The sequence below is a fragment of the Trichodesmium erythraeum IMS101 genome (assembly GCF_000014265.1).
GTDB lineage: Bacteria > Cyanobacteriota > Cyanobacteriia > Cyanobacteriales > Microcoleaceae > Trichodesmium > Trichodesmium erythraeum.
This window is the reverse complement of the sequence record NC_008312.1, coordinates 2,164,042-2,187,490: the sequence shown is the minus strand read 5'-3', so window position 1 is coordinate 2,187,490 and position 23,449 is coordinate 2,164,042. Positions and strand designations below refer to the sequence as shown.

Genomic DNA, 23,449 nt, shown 5'->3' with positions numbered 1-23,449 from the left:
AAGACTGGTTTTTGATGAAAAAAATTGACTCCCTTCCCCGGTGATATAGAGATGCCCAAAACCGCCCTCCGAAAATCTAATAGTTGGTCTTGGGTCATATTTCCCCCATAGTACAAACCTTAGATTAAACTTTTTATTCGAGGAGCAAATTCTGATAGCCTACCTGGTGGTAATTTTGCCATTAGGGGTTTTTCCCTTTTGAGGTCAGTAGTATTTCTTTTTAAGGAATAATACCTTATCTGTTCTGTTGGTAAGATCTTGAATGATTACTTCAACTAAATCTTTAAACTGTGCATCAATAGGCAGTAATTCCATCAAATACTCTAGTATTTGTTCTCTATCTATTTTGAGCTGAGATTTTTTAGTACTCGATAAATGGTTTTGAGGTAGCTTTCGTTCTTTTTGTACTCAATAGTTGTGAGAAAATCTTCAAGGTGTTTTAACTTTGAAAATGGGCTGTTGTTGTTCTCACTTCAGAAAGTTGTTTTCGTCTTTTAGGGATTGTTTTTTTCTTGTAATTCTTTGAGTTGTGTTAGAAGGCGCTCACACAGATTCAATATTACCTCTACTTTTTAAGACAAAGACTTGTCTTCAATGACCCTTGAGTTGATTGTTTGCAGAATCTGAGTAACTAATTTTTGACACTTCTAGATGCTTGTCTCATATTTCATATTTGATCACCAACTGTATTCCACTGTCGTTATTTTTTATCCTTTATTCTTTTTTGTGATTCGCCCAATACACTCCATTGCTCTTGTGGTGAGGGTAGTGATCAATCATTACCTACCCCATTATATTGAGTAGATACAAAAAACATCACGGTTATTTTTATTAAAAGGTAAAAAAATTGCTAAATAAATTATCTAAAAATGAAGGAAAAGAAAGGACACAAAGTGATTATTGTCAACTAGAATTATCTCATGGTTGTCAGGAATATCTATACTATTATATGGTGAGTAATATTGCTGAATAAGTAGACCCATTTGGGGAATGAAAAAATATCAAGTCAATTGGCTTTGTGGATTATCTTCGTTATCAAAAAGATGGAAAATTACTAGGGATACGAAGATATTACATTAGTAGTTTAGATAATAATTCTGAACTTTTAGCTGAAGCTATTCGTGGCTATTGGGGAATTTAAAATCAATTAAACTGGGTTCTGGATGTTCAATTTCAAAAAGATAATTCTAGAAGTAGAACAAATAATGCTCTAGAAAATTTTGCAGTAATTAGACAAATAGTTGGCAATTTATTAAATCAAGAAAAAATTGTAAAAACTGGAATAAAAAATCAACAAAAAAGAGATATATGAAACAATAATTACCTCTCCATATCGGTTTGCTGCTTGAGGGAAAATGTTAACTATTAAGGTTCTAAATTTGAGCATTATTTTGTTTTTGATAATTGAATTATGTTGTTTCCTAAAACCGATAAATTAAAATGATTTTCTCTTGAATTTGTTTCATTACAAATAATCATAGTTTGGTTTTTGGGAATAGGTAAAATGTGAAGTAAACTTTCACCTTCAATTTTATTAGAAACCGGGTTGCTTGGAAAGAAAAGTAAGTATAGTAAGGGGTCTAAATACAAATCCGGTTTCTACCATTGAAAAATAATAATGTGATATTTTTTCCCCCTGAGAATTAACCTAGAAAAAATATGACATTTTTTTCACCTCAGTATTAAGCCAGAAGATAGGTGAAAATATAATTCACGTTTTGAATATTCATCTAAACATCTATACAATAATTATTGTAATTTTCTACTGCATCCCTTTTCTGTTTCTCTCTATTCCCCAAATACTAAAAATATATTAATAAGCAAAATTCTTGTGCCACTAAGCTATTAATATCATCTCAAAAAAAGGCAAAATACCAGTGTTATATTTAGATATAAAAAATATTAATAAAGAAGTATTTTAACATATTTTTATACTATTAATTAACAGATAATGAGTCATTGGAAATAAAAGTAAGTATAGTAAGGGGTCTAAATACAAATCCGGTTTCTACCATTGAAAAATAATAATGTGATATTTTTTCCCCCTGAGAATTAACCTAGAAAAAATATGACATTTTTTTCACCTCAGTATTAAGCCAGAAGATAGGTGAAAATATAATTCACGTTTTGAATATTCATCTAAACATCTATACAATAATTATTGTAATTTTCTACTGCATCCCTTTTCTGTTTCTCTCTATTCCCCAAATACTAAAAATATATTAATAAGCAAAATTCTTGTGCCACTAAGCTATTAATATCATCTCAGAAAAAGGCAAAATACCAGTGTTATATTTAGATATAAAAAATATTAATAAAGAAGTATTTTAACATATTTTTATACTATTAATTAACAGATAATGAGTCATAAGTACTAAAGTTATTTTTGGCTGGTTATCAAAACAAAAAAAATCTGATTATATGAATTAGTAGATGACAAATATCAGTAAAAAATTAAAGGCGATCGCTGTTAAATTTGGTTTTTCAAAAAACTATAGTTATGCTCAATAGTCTCAAGATTTTTTAGTAGAAATATTCAATAAATATCAACCCTACTTAGTTTGTCAGAAGTTGAAAGATAAATATTTTTCTAGTGCTCGCAAAATTGTAATTCCTGGTAGACAAGAAAAACTAGATTCTGCTTTTTATATAGAAAGTTATCGAATTAGAAAATGTTATATCGAAGAAAAATACTATAAAAATATAGAAGTTCCTGATTGTTTAATCAAAATTAAAATGCCAAAACAAATGGGTATAAATTCTCTATTAACGCAGATAGAAGCTCATGCAATTAAAAATAAATATAAATCTATTTATCTCAGATTTGACAAACTAATTGAACTAGAAAATATTAAAAATATTAATAATTTTATTAAAGCATTCAGTAAAAATATTAAACGTCAGTTTCCTGATGCTCCTAACAGGAATAGATGGGACGACAAAAATGGTAAAATATCTTGAACTGAAAAAATTGAGGATCTCTTATATCATTAAGATAAAGTAGTAGTTTTAATCTTAGATGAAGTCGATAAAATTTTTAACTATCCAGAAATATCTAGAGACTTTTTTCTCATATTAAAAAGTTGGTATGAGGCGAGCAACCATAAAGAAATTTTGGAAAATTTACGAATGGTAATTGCTTATTCTACAGAATATTATGGCAAATTAGATATTCATCTTTCTCCTTTTAATGTTGGTTTACCTATAGAATTAAAAGAATTTATACCAGAGCAAGTCACTAAGTTAGCAGATTTATATAAATTACCAATAACAGTAGTAGTTTCTTTGATGTCTATAATAAGAGGTCATCCCTATTTAATCAGATTAGAATTGTATAAAATGTTGGAGGATGAATTAACAATTGAAGAGCTATTAAAATATACTACTACTACTGAAAGTGGAATCTATCAACAACATTTAAGTGCACATTTAAAAATTTGTCTAATCAGAAAAATATTAAAGCAGTTTTTAGTCAAATATTAAAAGCTATTTCACCTTTAAGTTTACCAAATAAAAATATTGAATTACATCAATTAGAAGCTATAAAATTAATTACAATGGTTAGTTTTTGTTTTTTTGGAGCAGCAACTCCAGAAGATTTGGTTATAGATAGCAAACAGACTCCTTTTAATATTAATAATGGGATTGAATTAAGACAGTTAACTTTTAAAGATGAAAAAAATTAACTGAGGTTTTAAAAGGAGTGGTTGATGAACTAGAAGCTGTTTGATAAAAAGTTTTTGATAGGAGTGGTAATCAACCTTTTTTAAGTCAAAAAATTTGTAAAATTATTATTGATTTTTTAGGTACTAATCAACTAGATATTGATAGTTTGATAAAATAACATATTTTGACAGATTGGAAGGATAAAAATCAGTCTACTCATTTAAAATATACTCGCCATTATTTACTCAGTAAAATTCTACTCGCACATCAATTATTTAGGCCATATCAAAAAAAATTATTACAGGTAGAAATTAAAGTTAATAATGGCACCATACAAATGAATTTTAGGTTGTCAATGATAGTTATTAAAAAACGAGATAAGTTAGTTATTTTTAATAAAAAATATCAGAAAATTGTTAATCAAGATTGCGTATAGTAGCAGTTAGCAAGTTTAAGAAATAAGAGTTTAAAAAAACTGGTTCCTAATTGGAAATAAGTTGCTACTTTAGTAGTGTGAATAGGAATTAGTTGGCAGTTATCGGCGCAGAAATTTTTGTCAGACAGGCGGTTTTTTGGTACAAGCTATTTATCGTCAATATACTCATCAAAATTTAACAAATAATATTCGACCTGTGTTATTAGTAAAAATAGATAATGAGTCAATTATAAAAGCAAAAAAATCTGAACCTAATCCTATGATGTGAGGTTATTTAGCTAGTTTATTTAAACGAATTTATGATTTATAACCTAGGGTAATTGGAATTGATTACTTGTTAGATTGATATCACAAAAAAAAGGATATAAGGGTCGGTAATTAGCTCTTAAAATAATCTATTCAAAATGCATTAAAGATAACAAAAATGGATTGTTTTTGTTCAAAAAAATTGGTTTGGTGCAATTCCTAAAATTGCTGGTTTAAATTGGAGTTTATAAGTAAATATGACTGTATTTGGTGGTAGCAGATATGATCATTTAACTTAAGAATAAAACAAAAAGAGTATAAGATTGAACAGAGAAAGTATAGGAGTAGAAATCATGGCTTATGGTTTAGATTTAAAACAAAGAGTAATAGTAATAATAGAAAATGCTAGTAGAATCGCCAAAGTGGTGCAAGTTTTTGGAATAGGAAAAGGGTAAATCTACAGATTGTTTAAGAGAAATGAACTAGCAGCAACAAAGGTAAAATATCGTCATCAAGCGCTAGATATAAGAGAATTATCAATAGATTAACAAGAAAATTCTGAGGCTGTATTAAAACACACAGCTGAAAAATTAGCTGTAAGTATAACTGTAATTTTTAAGGCTATCAAAAAGATGAAAATAACCAGAAAAAAAAGAAGTATGTTATCGCGCAAAGTATTAGATTATAATGGATAAAGTATTATCAGGATTTACCGAAACTAATCAAAATATATGGGAGTCAAAGTTTAGTATTTGTTTTGAAGTCAGGACTTAAATAATTTCTAAATGAATGTTTGCCTAAATGGGCTATTACTATTGGACCTATCTAACTGGTAAGCTATTTTTTTGCTACTCCCTAATACGTTCCTCATTCTTATATGTATATTCTCTTAACCATACTTTACCCCATGTGAGCTTTTTTACTCTCTCTCATACTTTTTAAAGAGACTCTAAGATTGATTGGTATCCATTCCGATACTCCCCTGCGGAAAATTGCGGGTCTTCTCCCAAATTTTTGATAAAAGTATTTCCTGTACGATTATTTTTGTTCCAAGTACCTTCAGGGCCGCGACGACCAGGTGTAATTTCTGGTATTCCCCGATCGTTGAGTGGCATTATCCCAAAGTCGGCCAACTTTTTTCCCACGGATGACTCACTTTTGATTCAATAGCAATTGTAATCTGCCTGTTGAGATATTAAGTAAAAATGCTGCTTCTGTTCTACTCGGATATAAAACGGTTATAACTATAACGTTATACTTTTTAGACTTTAGACAATTTTTTTACAAATTCATTGTTTAACTATAAAACCTGAGAACTTTGTTTATAATATAAGTTAATATTTCTTAATATATTTATTTGGCCATATATATCAGATAAGTAAAAAATGAAGTAATCACTGTTTCAGTTATCAGTAACTACTACTGAAACTTGGTTTTGGAAGTAGACATCTCCGATCATAAAAAATCGAATTAATGATCCTACTTTTATTTATCAATTCTTTTCCCCCATATCATACTCCCTCTTTTTTGCAGTTAAAATTAAACTCAATAAATCCCTAAGTTTACAAATAAAATAGGCTAGGAAAGAGCGATAAATGATAAATTTTCATCTAAGAAAGTAGAAAAAAATGCATTTTTACTCTAATATTAATTGGCTAAATAATTATTAAAAAAAATCAAAATAAAATAAAAAATGCTAACTCATAATTCATCAAATTCAGCTGTTCAAGAAAAACTTAGATCCATAGAAAATTTACAAGAAAATACTAAAACAGAATTATATCAAGAGGAAAAAAATACGATTCCTCAATGGTATCGATCTGACAAAAAGAATTTTTCTGTTCTACTTTTGGCAACAATAATTACTACAACTCTCGGAGTAGGATTCGTGGGAGGACAATGGTGGCAATCTCATAGCAATAAAACACCAAACGAAACATCAGCAGTACCGCCAAGTAGACGAAGAAGTACTCTGGTTAAAGTAATGCCAATAAAAACTATCTCCCTCCAAGAAACTTCAGAATTTGTGGGAACGATGGAGGCAACGCGGTCTATTAAAATTAAGCCAGAAATAGATGGTAGGGTGGTAGAAATTTTAGTAAAGGAAGGAACTTTTGTCTCTGAAGGGCAGGCGATCGCTAAACTCAAAAGTGATAATGTGGAAGCCAACTTAAAGAGAGCCAAAGCTAACCTCCAACAAAGTGAAGCACGTTTAGCACAACTGAGAATAGGAGCAAGACCAGAAAAAATTGCAGCAGCTAGAGCCCGTCTCCAACAATCTCAGGCTAGGTTGGCTGAAATGAAAAGAGGCACGCGACCAGAAAAAATTGCAGCAGCCAGAGCCCGTCTCCAGCAATCTCAGGCTAGGTTAGCTGAACTGCGGGCGGGTACTCGTGATGAAGAGATTGCTCAAGCAAAAGCAGAATTACAAGAGGCAAAAGTACGATTAGAAAATGCTAGATCCGGTGGTCTTTTAGAAGAAATTGCCCAAGCAAAAGCGCAAATAAAAGTACAACAGGCAGAATTAGAATTAGCTAGTGAACAAGTCAAGCGAAACCAAAACTTAAGAGCAGAAGGAGCGATCGCTGAGTTAACTTTTCAGGAAATTTTTCAAGAAGAGAAAGCAGCTCAGGCAAGGGTAGAAGAAGCAAAAAGACGAGTGACGCAATTGCAAAGAAATAGAGAATCTACAATTCAAACATTAGAAGCAGCGGTAGAACAACAACGCCAGATATTGAGAAGGCTAAAAAATGGTACTCGCCCTGAAGAAATTACTAGGGTAGAGGCGGAGGTAGGGGAGGCTCGCAATAATTTAGAGGAGTTGCAAAATGGCACTCGCCTTGAAGAAATTGCTAGGGCAGAGGCGGAGGTAGCGGAGGCTCGTAGTAATTTAGAAGAGTTGCAAAATGGCACTCGCCCTGAAGAAATTGCTGAGGGCTTGGCAGAGGTAGCAGCAGCATTAGCAGAGGTAGATAGTTGGCAGGCTGAGTTTGAGGAGACAGTAGTTGTAGCTCCTTTTGCAGGTGTGATTGGAGATATGATTGTGAAGATTGGGGATTTTGTTAATGATGGTGACATTATGACTACTGTGACGGCAAATCAGGTATTGAGTGTAAATTTACTAATTCCGTTAGAGCGACTAGGAGATTTGTGGTTGGGTTTACCTGTGGAGGTTAGGAGTCCTGAAGGTAAGGTTTTGGGAATGGGTAAGGTTAGTTTTATTTCTCCTACTGTTAGTGATTCTCAAACTGTTTTGGTTAAGGTAGATGTGGATAATAGTTCTGGAAAGTTACAAGACGGTCAGTTTGTGCAAACTAATGTGATTTGGGAGCAGCGTCAAGCTGTAGTTGTGCCGATGACAGCAGTGGGTTTTGAAGGGGAAACACGGTTTGTGTATTTGTTGGAGGGAGAAGGTGAAGAGCAAAAGGCAAGGCGTCAAATAATTGAGTTGGGTTTGGTTAAGGGTGATATGACTGAGGTAATGTCTGGTTTAGAGCCTGGGGATAATTTGATTGTTTCGGGTTTACAGAAGTTGAATGATGGAGCTACTGTGAAGATTTTGAATTCAGGGAAAAGAGATGGGAAGTCAAAATTATAGATTTCATATTAAATTAGACTTATGCAAAATATTAAGATATCAAGTTATATAGTGTTTGTAGGACTTGAAAGAGCTAGATAGTGGTAAAACGCTTTCTTTTGCTGATGGTAAAATTCAGCAGTTGCTAAAGTTAATGGTTTGATTCTAGTAATGAATAATTTGTCAAATTATCAGGATTTTTTGGAGGTTACATTTGTGAATTGGTTTGTTATATGAATGTTGCGATCGCTCTTTTTGAATAGTTGGGAGATGAGGTAGTAAAGCATTTGGTTATAATATTTTCTATTAAGTCACATACATCTCTGTTTTGCTAACTTAAAAAAATGTGAATTAGTGAAAAAAAATAATTTTTTTTATAACTATTTTTTATAACTATTTTTTATAACTAATTTATTGTTAAAAAGTGCTATTTAATTTTTCCAGTGATAAAAAGTGTGATAAAGTCATACGAGGCATAACTAAACTACCAATCTACCTGTAGCTATGGACATTGACACATTAGTAGAATTAGCAGACAATTTAATATTCACCAAAACTAGAGAACATTTAACCTCTCTACAAAAGGAAGTATTAAAAGGTACTTTAAATGGTAAAAAATACCCCCAAATAGCAGATGATTGTCAACGTCATCCCGACCATATCAAACAGGTAGGTACAAAATTATGGAAACTTCTTTCGGATATTTTAGGAAAAAATATCAAAAAATCTAATGCTCGTTCCATATTAGAAAAAATCCACTTTTCACATATTTCAAATACAGGTGATGACTGCGTAAATATTAATAGTAATCATATAAATATCTGTGGAGAAAACAAACAATCTCCCACCCCTAAAAACAAATCTTCCCCCACTCTCATTGACCAAAACCAAGACAACACTAACCCAGAAAATTATTATGATTTATCTGAAGCTCCTGATTTATATCCCCTGTGCGATCGCCACTCCGAAGTTACCACCCTCAAACAATTGATACTACAAAATCACAGCCGCATCATCACCATATTAGGATTAACTGGCATCGGCAAAAGTACTCTCACTGTAGAATTAATTGCACAAATAAAAAATAAATTTGATTATATAATCTGGCGCAATATTGACAACTACTCCTCCTGTGAATCTCTACAAATAAACATTCTTAAATTTTTATCTCAAACAGATTTTACATCCCAAAAAAAAGAAAAAATTTCTAAGTCTCAAACCATCAACAATCAATTAATAGATTACCTCCGGAAATATCGTTGTTTACTTATTTTTGATAATTTACAAGAAATTTTTGCTAGTGGAAAACTAGCTGGTACTTATCTGCAAGAACATGAAAATTATGGTAAATTTTTCCAACAAATAGCTACATTATCTCATCAAAGTTGTTTGTTACTTCTGAGTCAAGAAAAACCAAAAATAATATCAACTAATAATCATTGTCAGACTTTAAAAATTGATGGTTTAGGAAAGTCAGCAGTAGCAATTTTAAAAGATATAAACTTAACAGATGAAGAGCAATCCTTAGAGTTGATTAATCTCTATAGCGGAAATCCTTTGTGGTTAAATATTATTGCTGATGCGGTCGAAGATTTATTTAATGGAAATATAGCTCAAATTTTATCTTGCCCTAGTATATATTTAGGAGATTTAGAACCGATATTAGACAAATATTTTCAGCGTTTGTCAGAGCTAGAAAAGCAAGTAATATTATGGATGGCAAGTCAAGAAACAGCAGTAGATATTTATAATACTTCCCCAGACTTTCCACTTTTACACTCAGATTTATGGAAAGGAATACAATCATTAAAAAGACGTTGTTTAGTAACAAAACAAGATAATTTATTTGCTGTTTTAGCTGTGCTGAAGCAGTATATAATATCAAATTATTTGCATTAACTAGTTTTAATTCTCTAGAATACTATCTAGCTATAGCAATCCTATAATTGCTTGTGGCAAAATTCTATACTGAAAAAGTTTAGGAAAATCAAATATTTGACCAGAACACCAAAAACTTCTAATAACTTAAATACTTTAAAATAACTGCAAAGATGATGAAATTTTCTGATTAAATTTTTGCCTGAAAAATACATATCTTCAACCGGGTTTTGTTCAGAGAAATTTGGAGCAAATTTTGTACAATTTATCAACTATTCTTCTTCTGGTAAATTTTGATTAATTAACATCAAATACTCTCGAAATTATTAAGAGTTATGATCAGTTGCACCTCCCCCAAATATTACAAATTTTTTTTTCTTATTTTTGCTCTTGTAAATATTTAACAAATTTAATGATATTTTCAGTATTTTTACTCTTTAATTATTGCATAATAAATCCCTTATTTTTATAGTCTAACGCTCTATAATAAGCTTGTATTTTCCAATCATTTTTAATCGGAATTTATATTGTTTTATCTTTTCTTACCAAAATATAGCCTGAAAGATAACCTCATAAAATATGGCATTAGTAAATCACAAAAACTGTTAGGTTTTCAGCTTCTATTTATGGTTACTATTTAGTCAATAATTCCTCCCTAACTTTTTTTACTTTCACTAATTCATCATTTTTAGCTAGATTCTTTTTTTGAGTTTTTTTTCAACTTATTTCAGCTTATTTGAGCAAATTATAATATTTTTTTAAGAACTCAAATACTAAATTATATTGCTTCTTTAAATATTTTTGTAAATTTGTAAATTTGTAAATATAATTGATAATTTCAGATAATATTGTGCCTTCAATAACTCAATTATTTGCTCTTTTTCGACAGCATTTAAATGACATTTTACTACTTGATATTTAAGCATTTAGCAGTCAGCTATCAGCCATCACCTATGAGTCATTAACTCATTATATTAGAAAGACGAATTAGTTAGTATCCAAAGAAAATTAAAAAGTTATGTTTGCACATAATTCCTGTTAAGTAGCATTCCGTATGTTAGGAAAGGAAAAGAAAGGAAAGGAAAGTTTGTTATGTAATTAGTCATCAGGTAGCCTTAGTAGTTGTTTGCATATACTAAAAAACTCAGAGCTGACTGCTAATATCTGAATGCTTACCTTTATATTGAAGCCTTAAACTTTCTACGCCATGAAATAGTGCTTGGTTTTTCCATTCCCTAATAAAACTGTGAGAAACATTTAATAATTCTTTGACTTCATGTTAGGATTTTCCCGACAAAATCATTTTGACCGCTTAGGCTCTTTTTATTTCTTTAGACTATGCATATTTGATTGATAAAATCATCTAGTTCATCCATAACGCTTATTTTTTTTATTTTGACTGGATATGCTATTCTTACTATTATATCTGTCGCGACCTACCCACGGATTACTATATTTGGAATTTAGAAATTATCATCACCCATTTGAATAAATTCCTATCAGTAAACTAAACCTATTATAAAAATCATTGAACATCTTTAAATTCTAGAATAATTTTGAGAAAATATTATGGAAATAATCCATGTTCGGCGTTCGTGAATTAAACTATAAATTAAGATATTTGCGCGTTTCATGATGCATTATGATGAATTATGATTACCCCAAAAATTGTTGGCTCCTGTTCCTAAAAATTAGGGATGTTGCAGAATATCTCTACTACTCCCTACTGCCTTAATAGCCGCCTCCAGAGCGATCGCAACATGAGTCCAATGAGTCCCCCCCTGACAAAAAACCACATAAGGTTCCCTCAAAGGTCCATCTGCCGAAAATTCAGAAGTAGACCCATCAATAAAAGTTCCACCTGCCATAACCAACTGACTGTCATATCCAGGCATCGGCCCCGGTACCGGATCTAAATAAGACCCTACAGGGGAATATTGCTGAATAGCTCGACAAAAGGCAATTAACTTTTCCGGGGAACCCAACTTAATCCCCTGAATAACATCCCGTCGTTTTTCAAAAGGAAGAGGATTAACAGCATAACCCAACTTATCAAAAACATAAGCCGTCAAATGATTTCCCTTCATCGCTTCCCCCACCATTTGTGGTGCCAAAAATAAACCTTGAAACAATAATCTATTTTGCTCAAAAGTTGCTCCCCCACTACTACCAATACCAGGAGCAGTTAACCGACAAGTTGCAGCTTCCACCAAATCTGCTCTACCTGCTACATAGCCCCCCGCCATAACAATTGTGCCACCAGGATTTTTAATTAAAGACCCCGCTACTAAATCTGCTCCCACTGCGATCGGTTCCCGGTCTTCAATAAACTCTCCATAACAGTTGTCTACAAAACAAACCGTTTCAGAATTTTTTTGCTTAACTATCTTGACAATTTTCTCAATCTCTGAAATAGCTAAACTAGCTCGCCAAGAATAACCACAAGAACGTTGAATTAAAGCCAGACGAGTTTTTTCAGTAACAGCAGATTCTAACCCTTGCCAATTTATTGTCCCAGTTTCGGTCAGGGGTAATTCTCGGTAACTAATACCAAATTCTTTCAGAGAACCTTGGCCTTCTTCTCTGAGACCAATTACTTCCTCTAAAGTATCATAAGGAGGGCCCACAACAGACAACATTTCATCCCCTGGCCTTAGAGTCCCAAATAAAGCACAGGCGATCGCATGAGTTCCAGAAACAAATTGGATTCTTACTGCTGCTGCCTCAGCCCCCATAATCTCTGCAAAAACCTTGTCCAAAGTCTCCCGGCCAATATCGTCATGGCCATAACCAGTAACTCCAGAAAAATGATGGACACCTACTCGATGATGACGAAAAGCATCTATTACCCCCCTGAGATTTTGCTTAACCAAGCTATCAATTTCCGAAAATATGGGATATAGCTCTTGTTCTCCAGCTTGTAGATATTCAATACTATTCATATTTATTTTTTTAAATTTGTTTTTGTTTTATTTGTGATATAATAAAAAAAAAAATAAAATCTATCTTATTAATATTGCTATTAATAAAATCTAAGTTTCTTTATAAATACAAAAAAAATTAATTTTAGATAGATATTAAGGCTGATTGTAATTATAAAGAAAAAAGTTTCATTAAAAGGTTATGACAATTTTGAGGAAAATAATCAAGAATCTTAAAAAACAAAGCATTGTTTAGCTTAGTATCAACATTATAGTTGACTTTTCTTATTAATCAAATTTTCCGAGTCAATTAATTACCAAAATTTATAAATTTTACTATATTTATTTACTATATTTATAGTCCTATTTTTTTATAAAAATTTCCTGTTTTATAAACTTGTAATTTTAGACTTAAACACTTAAAGAAGCATTCAACAATAACCAATCAGCCATCAGTTAAGATCACTTTTTTAAGGTCTTTTAAGGAAACTTTAACTCCCCCATTACCATTCGGTTTATACAAAATGGATATTTGAGGCCATATCTATAAAAGCTATTAAGCCAGTTTCTATTGAGGAAGCTAGCTTAATTCCAAAAGCTGATAGCTTATTAATAACATCCAGGTTCTAGTATGAGAAAATATTTTTTACTTTCTTAAAAAATATTTTCTATATCCTATGCAAAAATATACACCTGCTTTGATTAAGCTAGTTTCTTTGGAGCTATCTACTTATTAACTTAAAGATTTTTTATGACAATTTCAACATCAAAAACACTTTCTCTTGATTGGAGTATAATAGGCTTTATGGCGTTCCTGCATATTGGAGCCTTGTTCGCCCTATTTCCCAGTAACTTTAGTTGGACTGCAGTTGGCCTAGCCCTACTCTTACACTGGGTTACAGGTGGTCTAGGTATTACCTTAGGCTTTCATCGTATGCTTACACACCGCAGCTTTAAAACTCCTAAATGGCTTGAATATTTTTTTATTTTTTGCGGTACACTTGCCTGTGAAGGTGGAGTTTGTGATTGGGTAGGCTTACACCGTATTCATCACCAGCATTCAGATAATGAACAAGATCCTCATGACTCTCATCGTGGTTTTTGGTGGAGTCATATGGGTTGGATGCTCCATAAATTACCAATGAAGTCTGAAATATCTCGCTACACAAAAGATATAGCAAACGACCCTGTTTACAAGTTTTTGCAAGCTAATTTTATTCTCATTCAATTTGCTTTTGGTATTTTGCTTTTCTTTATAGGAGGTTGGTCTTTTGTAGTTTGGGGTATTTTTGTAAGGATAGTAGCTGTTTTTCACTGTACTTGGTTAGTTAATAGTGCCACTCATAAGTTTGGTTATCGTACTTATGATTCTGGTGATTCTTCGACTAATTGTTGGTGGGTAGCTGTGTTAACTTATGGTGAAGGTTGGCACAATAACCATCATGCTTTTCAGTATTCAGCACGTCATGGTTTGAAATGGTGGGAAATTGATACAACTTGGATGATGATTCAATTATTGCAAGCTTTTGGTTTAGCTACTAACGTGAAATTAGCAACAAAATAGTTTTAAGCTAATAGTTCGTTATGAGATATCTCTAGAAAAGATTCTCTAAACTTTACCCCGTCATTTTAAAATTGGCATTTTTGGAGAGGTCTATTCTAGAGTAGTTATTTATAGCTAAAATTTGAGGTGTAAGGTATTTAGGCTCTGTCGTAACCCATCATTGAAGAGCAATTTAGTAGTTTCGTAAATTGTCTTGTTCACCCTTTTACTTTGTACCAAAAAATTGGATTTAAAACTTAGCCCTTCTAGGGCGATTTTTTAGTCTTTTTTAAACATATATTTGTCATAATAAAAGACCAAAAAGAAATAAAGTTTTTAAGGAATTAGCAAGATGGGGTAAAAGTTCAGTAGATTGGTATTTTGAATGTTTCACTCCACTTAATTATTAATGAAATTTGAGAAATCTTAGCTTTTACAGTAACATTAGGTAAACTATAGGAACGGAAACCAGTTCCCTTTTGATATCAAAATTTATGGGTAAGTTTATTTGGATATCAAAGCTATATCTATCAAAAATTATTTAAGAAATTAAACGCAAGTAATCTAAAGTTAGTAACTCCTTATCAGAAAAATATAAAAAATAGGTAGTCCTGCATAGTAATGATCAAGTACAAATTGTGTCGTTATAATAATATATGAAGTTCCATATAGCTCCAATGTGATTGCTTAACTTTTTATAAAAAGATCATGCTTTTCTTACTAACCTTCCAACACGCTTTCCCATCATATTGTTAAGCCTTTCTATATAGCTAGTTTTTCCTATATCCTTACCAATAGCTCAATGTCGCTTTAAAAGTAAAACTTCCTCAGACTAGCTCCCCAAAAATCTGTATAGCAAATAGCACATTGACCATATACTGAGGGTAATGATTCCCAAAAACCTTGAGCTAATTGTTTAGAGCAATGTAGCTGTCGCACTTGCTCCCTTACGCCAATATATACTCCTACAATTGAGCGATCGTTAATATCTTAAGCATGCCAAATCTATTGATTATTGCTTTTAGACTCGACATAAGACCACATTTCATTTATAGGAAATTGTCAATTTGCCTGTTTTTTTTGGGTAACATTAATTTCCTGTTGAATTTGCTCATGTTTATTATTGACGTACATCTGTAACCATAAGTGCGGAAACGCCAGTCGTTCTAGCTATCGCAGCCAATGCTAATCGCTCTAGCAACATTTTATCAATCAATATTCTTTTGGCTTCATTAATAGGCTGTTTGCTAGGATGTTCCACAAATTGTCGACCAGAATGCTAACAAGGGATGCGACGTTTACCAAAGTGAGTATGTTTACGCTTTATAATTTTAGTAGACTGGTATTTAGAACAATTCATCTGGTACAAACTGAATTTTATTACTCTAAACATCTTATATCTTACCATTATTATGCAAGACTACCGAAAAATAAATTAGTAAATTTATGGGAGAAATTAATGTGTAGGAAAACCTTCATTAATTGAAACTGTCAATGACAAATTACAAAATATTTCATAACTTGTTCACTCTTGATATCGAAGTGTGCCGAATTTTATAGTGAATATAATTGCGGGGTTAATTGCTTATAGTTTCCCAGAGAAAAAGCCAGCAATTCAATTAGATAAAAATGAATAAATAATGTTACTGTAACCAAAAGTATTTATTGAAAAAGTATTTTGAAAAAATATTATCCAAAACTTGAGATTGATTATATTATTGCAATTCAAGCCTCTATTAAACTAGAACCTGACTCAACAGTTTATGCTAGCCATACTTTATGACAAAATCTTCTGCTGTGAGTCGTAGAATTATATTATGGTTAACTGATAGATGATAAATGATTTTTGATAAATAAATATAGTACTCATAATATTCCTATAGTATTTTTTCAAAAATATAGTATAAAATATTTTATAGTTTTAGTTAAGCGGGTAACGCGATTCGAACGCGCGACATCAACCTTGGCAAGGTTGCGCTCTACCACTGAGCTATACCCGCAATTTTTGACTACTTCTTATATAATTTCATAAATAATTTTATTTGTCAACCTCTAAGCAAAAATTTTTTTTTTGAGAGTAAATCTTTGATGAACTTAGTTATACTTCTGGAGATATATCAGACTCTATAAAATCGTTTGAAGTTATTGGGAGTGCTTGAGTTTTACCAGTAATACTATAATTATTTGGTGAAGAATTAATACTACCCTTAATTTGACGCATCAAACTTCCCATCTCTAGGGCATTCATCGCATATTCCCAACCTTTATTACTTTTAATGCCAGCTCTCTCCAAAGCTTGCTGCATAGTATCTGTGGTCAAAACTCCAAAGATTACAGGTGTTCCTGTTTGAAATGCTGCGGCAGCAATTCCTTTAGAGACTTCAGCAGCTACATAATCAAAATGAGGAGTTTGGCCTTTAATTACAGCTCCTAGACAAATTACTGCATCATAGCTATTACTCATAGCCAATTGACGTGCTACTAGAGGAATTTCAAAACTGCCTGGTATCCAAACATAATCAACTTGAGTACCATCTGGATCTGGATCGACACCGTGGCGTTTCAAACAATCTTGACAACCTTCAAGCAGCTTGCCAGTAATTAAGTCGTTGAAACGAGCAATTACAATAGCAAAGCGTAAAGAGTCAACTTGAGTAAACGTTCCCTCGAAAACTGTCATATCAGAATTTTTTTTTAATGTTAATTATTGGGGTCAAAGGTGATAGTTATTTGTTTTAAGAGTCTAGAGATAGTAAGTAATAACCAACTTCCTATCTCCTGTCTCTTAAAATTCATTGTTTCCTATCTTACATTTTGTATATTGCCAATTTAGATTAATTTCACATACTCCTAGACTAACCAGTTGAGTGATGGACTTTTGGTTATACCATCCCAGAATTCTATCGGACTGGGGCATGCTTTAAGAAGGAAATGTCCTATTGCTATATGTTTGATATTTCTGGCTGGGTTTTGTTCCAGACACATCACAATGTTGCTTTGAAGGACAAGATTGACACTTCCCGGACTAAGGTCGCAAGAATTTTTAAGGGGAATATAATCGACGGACTTGAAATCACGGCAATTTTAACTCTTAATGGCATAGCCAAAAATACCTCTAGTCTGTCTGGTATAAATCTATTCAGATTACTTTTGTTAAACTAAGCCAAGTAGTTTAACCTAAAAGAATACAGGTTTAAACCCGCGCCTGTAGTTTTCCTCGAGCTGTTCAAACAGACTTATTTCCAACTCCTTGATTTTACCTGATGAATTTTGTCTGATGGCCCATAATGGAAAGGTTAGCTTGATTAGGGTTATGATTATGTCAATTTTTGGCCAAGAGTGCAAAAAACAATATCTATTAATTCATGGGGTTTAATGGCCATTAATTTACAGCCGATTCATTTCAGGCAAAATTCAGATTATGGCTTAGAGATTTCTTGATGCTCTAGCTAAACCTGGACTAAACGACTAAAAAGTTCAGAACACCTACTGAGATTACCAGTAATAACCACAAACCAGAACCAATAAAAATTAAAGGTTTACCTTTAGACCAGATTTGAGGAGAAGCATAGGCAACAGGTACCCCAACTACTAAGATAAAGGATAAGACTACTAATAGAAGTAGTAAAAATTGAAATAGTAATGTTAGAAACGTTAGCATTTTTTTTCCCTCTGTACAACAGCAAATTTATCGTATAAAAAATTAGATTATCATATACTGGGCGATTGTAATTTTAATTTGAGTTAATAAATTTTCAGTAATGATAGGTGTTTGGTAATTTCAAGGAAAGCAAATTTATAGAATTTATCCTAGTTTATAGATAGAATGATATAAATGTCTTTGAGTAATAATTACTATGCTCCTATATTATGTTCTGCGCTTATAAGTATAGGTCTATACTATAGATAAAAATTTACCAGATTGAGTAGGCTATTGAAATTAGCGAATAGGAATAGGATAACTCTGAGAAATATAATCGAATATCCACAGAAGAGATAATAATAGATTTTTCAGATTATTGTAGGTTTTTTTGAAGAGTATTTTGGTTAGTTGAATACAATATTCTTTGATTGGGTATTTGAGGGCATGTAAGCTGTTGGCTATAATCTGTTATTCTCTATGATAGTCTGTAATTATCTTTATTCATGCTACTTGAATTCAAAACTGAATTGCACCCCAATAACTACCAAAAAACCTTGCCAGAGTGAAGCACTGAATAGAATTGATATAGGGTGAGGATCTTCAGATATTTATGTAGATAATTGTAAGTTTCTCAGAAGGTTGAGGACAGCTTGTTTGGGTACATTTATGGTGGGGTTACAGGATTACTTAGAATCTACTGTATATAGTATATATCTGTTGATTGGTTAACTAGACTTTCTGATGTGGCTAAAAGCAGCGATCGCTCAGATTTTTTCCTAGTTTTATAGCAGTTTTCATTAATCTAGAATAGGGATATTTTTGGCTTGACAGCAGAAGGCAGAAGTTTTGTATTTGAAAAGTAAAAATTGCTATTTTAACCCAGGAGTCACTTATGTTGAAGTCACAGGAGTTAAAGCTATTTTAATTGAAGGCGTGTGATTTTACATAAGAAATACGGATGGCTATATTAAAGTATTATTCAGTAAATAATTCTGCTTTTATAAATTGTTTGTTAACTCATAAAAAAACCTCTCTCCAAACCACTCTTCATGGAAAAGAGAGGGTGTGAAAATCCCGTTTTTTTTGTGGGGAAGGGGTGAGTTTTTAGATTTTATCAATCCTTAAAAGTATTTTTTAAACATTTTCTTGAAATTAGATTTTTTTTGATTCTAATCCTGATTTTAACTAATAGTCAAATATTCTCATAATCGTCTAAGTTTATCTTAATTATTAAGAATAAAAATTGCAATTTATCGACCTTTAGCTAGATCGGCATAAATGATAATTTCTATGGCTAGAACTGCTAATAGAAGAAGTTCAAAGGTACAAAATATATGAATTACTAAGGGAAGATTTGTCTCTAGAGACCAGAAAGTAAATAAAGCTACTAAACCAGAGAAAACAAAGGTAATTTCATCAATAATTAACTGCTCTATTTTGCGCCTTTTTCTTCTTTTATCACTTCTATGAGCAATTTCCCAACTAAATATAGATTCTATATCTGAATAATCTGTTTGTGTTTTGACTTTTTCAGTGAGAGTCAGTCGAATATATTTTCCGATAGCTGAAATTTTTTCGTCATTAACTATATAAGTCCAACCGAGAATTAGGCAAACCCAAGGAATAACTAAGAGGGCATACAAATTAGTTTTGTTTGATAGAGCAAAGGAGAGAATGCTACCAAATATTCCTAGGGTTATATAAATCATTTGGTCTCGGAATTCAATACGTTTTAGTTGCTCTTCTTTCAATTTTTCATATTCGAGTAGAAAAGCTTGAAGTATGGTTTTTTTGTCGTTCATGGATTTTTTTGACGGCTAAAATTACTGGGTTAATATAATTATCAATTAGGCAATATTATTTTATGCGATCGCCTGAATATAATATTCACTCTAATAGTAAGCATTCAGGGATTAGAATTCAGCTATTAGCTATGAGTTATTCACTGATTATATTGGAAGTAGGAATTAGTCTCTAAGGAGAATTAAAAAGTTTGTTTAGACAGCATCCGTATATTAGGTATGTTATGTAATTGGTCATCAGGTAACCTTAGTAGTTACTTGCATAAATTCAAAACCTGAGAGCTGATTTTTTAAGTGCTGAATGTTTACCTTTAATAAGTTGGTAATAGAGTCTATTGAGCAATATTTTAAATCAGTTAAAGTTTCTTGAAAAATTGTTCTATTTTTACACTTTTAAAAATAAATTACCATAATACAAAGCAATTCAATTACAACTAGGTAAAAGCTATGGTTTGTGCGGTTATTTTAACAGCAATTCGTATCGAATATATGGCGGTATCTGCTCATCTTAGTGATTTGAGGGAGGAGATACACCCTAATGGGACAATTTATGAGAGGGGCCAATTTTCTGTTGGTGGCCAAGAGTGGGAAGTGGGTATTGTCCAGACTGGTGCTGGAAATTCTCCTGCAGCGATGGAGGCTGAGAGAGCGATCGCTTATTTTAAGCCTGATGTGATTCTATTTGTTGGGGTAGCTGGAGGAATTAAGGATGTCCAATTGGGAGATGTGGTTGCTGCTACTAAGGTTTATGGTTATGAGTCGGGAAAGGTGGCTGAGACTTTTAGGCCAAGGCCGGATGTTGGCCGTTCAACTTATAATTTGATTCAACGGGCAAAAGCTGAGGCAAGAAAAAGAGATTGGTTAGCTAGATTTTCTGATTCAGCTCAACCTAATGTATTTGTTGAGCCTATTGCTGCGGGAGAAAAGGTGGTTACTAATAAGAAATCAGATTTATTTGAGTTTCTTCAGCACAATTATGGTGATGCTTTAGCAGTGGAAATGGAAGGTCATGGTATTTTAAAAGTTGCTCATGCTAATCAACAGGTTTCGGCTTTAATTATTCGGGGTATTTCTGATTTAATTGATGGGAAAAGTAGGGCGGATGAAGGGGGTTTTCAAGAAATAGCTGCTCGTCATGCTAGTGCTTTTGCTTTTGAGGTTTTAGGGAAGTTTTGGTTAAGTAGAAATCAAGAATATAATGGGGAAAGTCATCCAAAGTCTTCTAATTTTTTGGCTGATAATTTTGAGGAAAGTATGAAATTACAAGAGGTTTTAATTGACTATTTTAATGCTCGGCAGAAACCTGGTCAACATTTAAAGTCATTAGTAAATATTAGTCAGATACAGGTTGATACAGCGGCAATAGATTACAATTTACCTGTGAGAGAGTTAATTCCTAATTTTTATCCTGAAATTTTTAAAAGTAGGGAGAATTCTCTATCTTTTCTGAGAGTTTTTCGGAGTCATTTACTTAAAGATTCTGATGAACAATTATTTGTTAATAAAATCATTGCAATGATTCGGTAATGATGGGGATATTTACCACTCTATATCAATAGTAAATTATAGTTAAAGTAAAACCGGTATAAGCTGATTTATGTTCAAGTTGAGTATTGATGAAAAAATTAAGTTAGAGGAAATTTTAACTGACTATTTTAATGGGCTAGAAAAACCTAGCGAAGGTTTAAAAGCAATGATAAATATTAGTGAGGTACAAATTGATATAACGACAATAGATTACAAGTTACCTGTGAAAGAGTTAGTCACTAATTTTTATAGCTTAATTTTAAAGAAACCAGAAGATTTAGAATCTTTTTTGATATATTTGCAAAATAAATTAGATCCAGATGAAAGATTGACTATCAAAGGATATATTGAAAAACTTAAGCCCAAGCGATCGCGAATAAACCAAATTCCTGATCATCGTTCACGTATGTCTAAAAAAAGGCAACAAAACCATGAAATACCGACATCTAAAACACCTATCAAAATAAAAGATAATAATAAAGATAATAATAAAGATAACAATATAATTGTTAAATATGATTTAGATGAGTTAGTCTACAAATTTAGAAAAGCATTAGATTATCAAGGAGTTTTTGCTTTTAGTCTTGGGGAAGAGTACACAATTTTAAAGAATTATATTATTGAGAGAATTCTCCACGAATTACAGGAGAAAACTCAACGTGATTATTGGTCTCGTGAGATTAGATTGAGTCGGAATTTAAAATCAATTGATGATGACTTAAAAAATAACAACATAAATCAAATAACTGATTTATTAGCTGAGACTGATCCTTTAGATGTTGTATTAATAATTTGGAATTACAATATCAATAAAAAAAATTTAAATTCGATGACAGATATTTTTTTATCAGAAATAAAAACGAAATGTAATTGCTATTTAGAAAATAAAAGTCGCTGTTTAATTATTATTTTTGCTAATGTTAAGATAAAACAATCTATTCAGGGTTGTATTAACCTGAGCATACCTAAATCATTTCAAATTAATGAATTATGTGACTGGTTTAGGGGTTATCTTCAAAAATTACAGATACAAGATGATATGATAAATACATGCCTTAGAAAGTTAAGAAATGCTGATGGTCATTTGCTTTCTACTTATAATACTCTTGAAGGAATTATTGACGAACTACGAGCAATTAATTGAAAAAATATTGAAAAAATGAACGACTTAGCAAATAGACAATATGAAGGTCAAGGTAATGACCAAAAGTATGAACGATTAAAAGACGAAAAGGGGAAAGAATTTCTAGATATACCCATAAAAAAAGAACCTTATATTGCTTCTAAAAATTTGGCTGAGGCAGTCAATGATGCTCTCTATTTACGCCGCCCTTTATTGTTGGAAGGTGAACCTGGTTGTGGTAAAACTCGTCTTGCTTATTCTATTGCTTATGAGTTGGGTTATCCTTTGAAAGAATGTTATATTCGTTCTACGATTCGGGCTGAAGAATTACTCTATACTTATGATAATATTCGCCGTTTATATGACCTTCAAGAATATAGATTGATTCAGGGTAAATTAGAGGAGAAAGATATTAATAATTCACCTCAAGTAACTAATGTTATTGACCGGGAAACATATATAGAGTTGGGCAAGTTAGGAGAGGCTATTGAGCTTTCTGATAAAAATAATATTCCTTCGGTGGTTTTGGTTGATGAAGTTGATAAGGCTGATATTGATTTTCCTAATGATTTACTGTTGGTTTTAGATAGGTTACAGTTTGAAGTAAAGGAGGTAAAAAACTTGAAATATGATGCTCTTCGAGGAGAGGAGCGGGAAGACAGAAAGGATTTTTTGCCTTTGATTATTATTACGAGTAATCAAGAGAAAGAATTACCTAAGGCTTTTTTACGTCGCTGTCTGTTTTATTATATTGGCTTTCCGAATAAGGAGGATTTGAGGAAGATTATTATTAATCATTTTCAACAGGATGTTTCTCCTCTTTTTGAAGTTGCTTTAACTAAATTTGTAGAACTTCGTGACGATATTTCTTGGCGGAAAAAACCTAGTACGGGAGAGTTTATTAATTGGTTGCGACTTTTAGAAAGAGGATTGCCAAATAATACAACTCAGGAGTATCAGGAAATCAAAGCTGAAGTTTTAAGGGAGACTAAATTATATCAACTTCCTTTTCTCCATACTTTAGTAAAAAATCAAAGTGACCAAAATACTATAGAAAAGTTAAAAAATGATTGATTTTGAATTATTA

At 31.9% G+C, this 23,449-nt stretch carries 16 protein-coding genes, 1 tRNA gene and 5 pseudogenes; 15 read left to right on the top strand and 7 right to left on the bottom strand.

Annotated features, from left to right (window positions below):
• Window positions 1-847 precede the first annotated feature (847 nt).
• The 7 genes and pseudogenes from TERY_RS36455 to TERY_RS27495 form a co-directional block, all read left to right on the top strand.
• A complete protein-coding gene (locus TERY_RS36455; RefSeq protein WP_370496753.1) occupies window positions 848-973 on the top strand; it encodes a hypothetical protein in 126 nt (41 codons plus the stop codon).
• 45 nt (window positions 974-1,018) lie between these two features.
• On the top strand, window positions 1,019-1,141 hold the full coding sequence (locus TERY_RS36450) for a hypothetical protein (protein ID WP_370496751.1): 123 nt from the start codon (window positions 1,019-1,021) through the stop codon (window positions 1,139-1,141).
• A gap of 1,430 nt (window positions 1,142-2,571) precedes the next feature.
• A pseudogene (locus tag TERY_RS36445) lies at window positions 2,572-3,483 on the top strand (AAA-like domain-containing protein).
• Window positions 3,438-3,686, top strand: coding sequence for a hypothetical protein (locus tag TERY_RS06690; protein WP_044136521.1), 249 nt, complete (start codon window positions 3,438-3,440; stop codon window positions 3,684-3,686). The pseudogene TERY_RS36445 and the gene TERY_RS06690 overlap by 46 nt, the downstream one beginning before the upstream one ends.
• Before the next feature lie 552 nt (window positions 3,687-4,238).
• On the top strand, window positions 4,239-4,370 hold the full coding sequence (locus TERY_RS36440) for a hypothetical protein (RefSeq protein ID WP_370496748.1): 132 nt from the start codon (window positions 4,239-4,241) through the stop codon (window positions 4,368-4,370).
• A gap of 331 nt (window positions 4,371-4,701) precedes the next feature.
• Window positions 4,702-4,896 (top strand): annotated as a pseudogene (locus tag TERY_RS36435) (IS630 transposase-related protein).
• 15 nt (window positions 4,897-4,911) lie between these two features.
• A pseudogene (locus TERY_RS27495) lies at window positions 4,912-5,043 on the top strand (IS630 transposase-related protein); the annotation flags it as partial.
• A gap of 243 nt (window positions 5,044-5,286) precedes the next feature.
• On the opposite strand, the gene TERY_RS06680 reads toward TERY_RS27495, so the two are convergent.
• A complete protein-coding gene (locus TERY_RS06680) occupies window positions 5,287-5,493 on the bottom strand; it encodes a hypothetical protein (protein WP_044136516.1) in 207 nt (68 codons plus the stop codon).
• A 548-nt stretch (window positions 5,494-6,041) separates the two neighbouring features.
• On the opposite strand from TERY_RS06680, the gene TERY_RS06675 reads away from it, so the two are divergent.
• Window positions 6,042-7,946 (top strand): efflux RND transporter periplasmic adaptor subunit, encoded by a 1,905-nt coding sequence (locus TERY_RS06675; RefSeq protein WP_011611112.1) that lies wholly within the window; start codon window positions 6,042-6,044, stop codon window positions 7,944-7,946.
• 483 nt (window positions 7,947-8,429) lie between these two features.
• Window positions 8,430-9,824, top strand: coding sequence for an NB-ARC domain-containing protein (locus tag TERY_RS06670; protein ID WP_011611111.1), 1,395 nt, complete (start codon window positions 8,430-8,432; stop codon window positions 9,822-9,824).
• Between the two features lie 1,670 nt (window positions 9,825-11,494).
• Here the strand turns inward: TERY_RS06670 and TERY_RS06665 are convergent.
• Complete coding sequence (locus tag TERY_RS06665) at window positions 11,495-12,745, bottom strand: aminotransferase class I/II-fold pyridoxal phosphate-dependent enzyme (RefSeq protein WP_011611110.1); 1,251 nt, start codon at window positions 12,743-12,745, stop codon at window positions 11,495-11,497.
• A 730-nt stretch (window positions 12,746-13,475) separates the two neighbouring features.
• On the opposite strand from TERY_RS06665, the gene TERY_RS06660 reads away from it, so the two are divergent.
• Both TERY_RS06660 and TERY_RS27490 read left to right on the top strand, forming a co-directional pair.
• Complete coding sequence (locus tag TERY_RS06660) at window positions 13,476-14,288, top strand: fatty acid desaturase (RefSeq protein ID WP_011611109.1); 813 nt, start codon at window positions 13,476-13,478, stop codon at window positions 14,286-14,288.
• 278 nt (window positions 14,289-14,566) lie between these two features.
• Window positions 14,567-14,677, top strand: coding sequence for a transposase (locus tag TERY_RS27490; RefSeq protein ID WP_081432530.1), 111 nt, complete (start codon window positions 14,567-14,569; stop codon window positions 14,675-14,677).
• Window positions 14,678-14,892: 215 nt separating this feature from the next.
• Here the strand turns inward: TERY_RS27490 and TERY_RS36430 are convergent.
• Window positions 14,893-15,627, bottom strand: a pseudogene (locus TERY_RS36430) (IS1 family transposase).
• Window positions 15,628-15,714: 87 nt separating this feature from the next.
• On the opposite strand from TERY_RS36430, the pseudogene TERY_RS36425 reads away from it, so the two are divergent.
• A pseudogene (locus tag TERY_RS36425) lies at window positions 15,715-15,904 on the top strand (transposase); the annotation flags it as partial.
• Between the two features lie 291 nt (window positions 15,905-16,195).
• On the opposite strand, the gene TERY_RS06650 reads toward TERY_RS36425, so the two are convergent.
• The 4 genes from TERY_RS06650 to TERY_RS06630 form a co-directional block, all read right to left on the bottom strand.
• A tRNA-Gly gene (locus TERY_RS06650) sits at window positions 16,196-16,267 on the bottom strand.
• A gap of 98 nt (window positions 16,268-16,365) precedes the next feature.
• Window positions 16,366-16,947 (bottom strand): 6,7-dimethyl-8-ribityllumazine synthase, encoded by a 582-nt coding sequence (gene ribH / locus TERY_RS06645; RefSeq protein ID WP_011611108.1) that lies wholly within the window; start codon window positions 16,945-16,947, stop codon window positions 16,366-16,368.
• 780 nt (window positions 16,948-17,727) lie between these two features.
• Complete coding sequence (gene psbZ / locus TERY_RS06635) at window positions 17,728-17,928, bottom strand: photosystem II reaction center protein PsbZ (RefSeq protein WP_011611107.1); 201 nt, start codon at window positions 17,926-17,928, stop codon at window positions 17,728-17,730.
• Window positions 17,929-19,160: 1,232 nt separating this feature from the next.
• The gene (locus TERY_RS06630; RefSeq protein ID WP_011611106.1) at window positions 19,161-19,712 is read right to left on the bottom strand and encodes a hypothetical protein; all 552 of its coding nucleotides are present in this window, start codon (window positions 19,710-19,712) and stop codon (window positions 19,161-19,163) included.
• A gap of 447 nt (window positions 19,713-20,159) precedes the next feature.
• On the opposite strand from TERY_RS06630, the gene TERY_RS06625 reads away from it, so the two are divergent.
• The 3 genes from TERY_RS06625 to TERY_RS06615 all read left to right on the top strand — a co-directional run bounded on the left by TERY_RS06625 (window position 20,160) and on the right by TERY_RS06615 (window position 23,436).
• Window positions 20,160-21,239: a 5'-methylthioadenosine/S-adenosylhomocysteine nucleosidase gene (locus TERY_RS06625; protein WP_011611105.1), complete on the top strand. Its 1,080-nt coding sequence runs from the start codon at window positions 20,160-20,162 to the stop codon at window positions 21,237-21,239.
• Window positions 21,240-21,309: 70 nt separating this feature from the next.
• Complete coding sequence (locus tag TERY_RS06620; protein ID WP_011611104.1) at window positions 21,310-22,383, top strand: hypothetical protein; 1,074 nt, start codon at window positions 21,310-21,312, stop codon at window positions 22,381-22,383.
• Between the two features lie 15 nt (window positions 22,384-22,398).
• Window positions 22,399-23,436: an AAA family ATPase gene (locus tag TERY_RS06615; RefSeq protein ID WP_011611103.1), complete on the top strand. Its 1,038-nt coding sequence runs from the start codon at window positions 22,399-22,401 to the stop codon at window positions 23,434-23,436.
• Window positions 23,437-23,449 lie beyond the last annotated feature (13 nt).

What these genes read in the sequence shown, in the direction of transcription:
- TERY_RS06675 (WP_011611112.1), top strand. Translation starts at nt 6,042, where the DNA reads ATGCTAACTCATAATTCATCAAATTCAGCTGTTCAAGAAAAACTTAGA.
- TERY_RS06670 (WP_011611111.1), top strand. Translation starts at nt 8,430, where the DNA reads ATGGACATTGACACATTAGTAGAATTAGCAGACAATTTAATATTCACC.
- TERY_RS06665 (WP_011611110.1), bottom strand. Translation starts at nt 12,745, where the DNA reads ATGAATAGTATTGAATATCTACAAGCTGGAGAACAAGAGCTATATCCC.
- TERY_RS06660 (WP_011611109.1), top strand. Translation starts at nt 13,476, where the DNA reads ATGACAATTTCAACATCAAAAACACTTTCTCTTGATTGGAGTATAATA.
- ribH (WP_011611108.1), bottom strand. Translation starts at nt 16,947, where the DNA reads ATGACAGTTTTCGAGGGAACGTTTACTCAAGTTGACTCTTTACGCTTT.
- psbZ (WP_011611107.1), bottom strand. Translation starts at nt 17,928, where the DNA reads ATGCTAACGTTTCTAACATTACTATTTCAATTTTTACTACTTCTATTA.
- TERY_RS06630 (WP_011611106.1), bottom strand. Translation starts at nt 19,712, where the DNA reads ATGAACGACAAAAAAACCATACTTCAAGCTTTTCTACTCGAATATGAA.
- TERY_RS06625 (WP_011611105.1), top strand. Translation starts at nt 20,160, where the DNA reads ATGGTTTGTGCGGTTATTTTAACAGCAATTCGTATCGAATATATGGCG.
- TERY_RS06620 (WP_011611104.1), top strand. Translation starts at nt 21,310, where the DNA reads ATGTTCAAGTTGAGTATTGATGAAAAAATTAAGTTAGAGGAAATTTTA.
- TERY_RS06615 (WP_011611103.1), top strand. Translation starts at nt 22,399, where the DNA reads ATGAACGACTTAGCAAATAGACAATATGAAGGTCAAGGTAATGACCAA.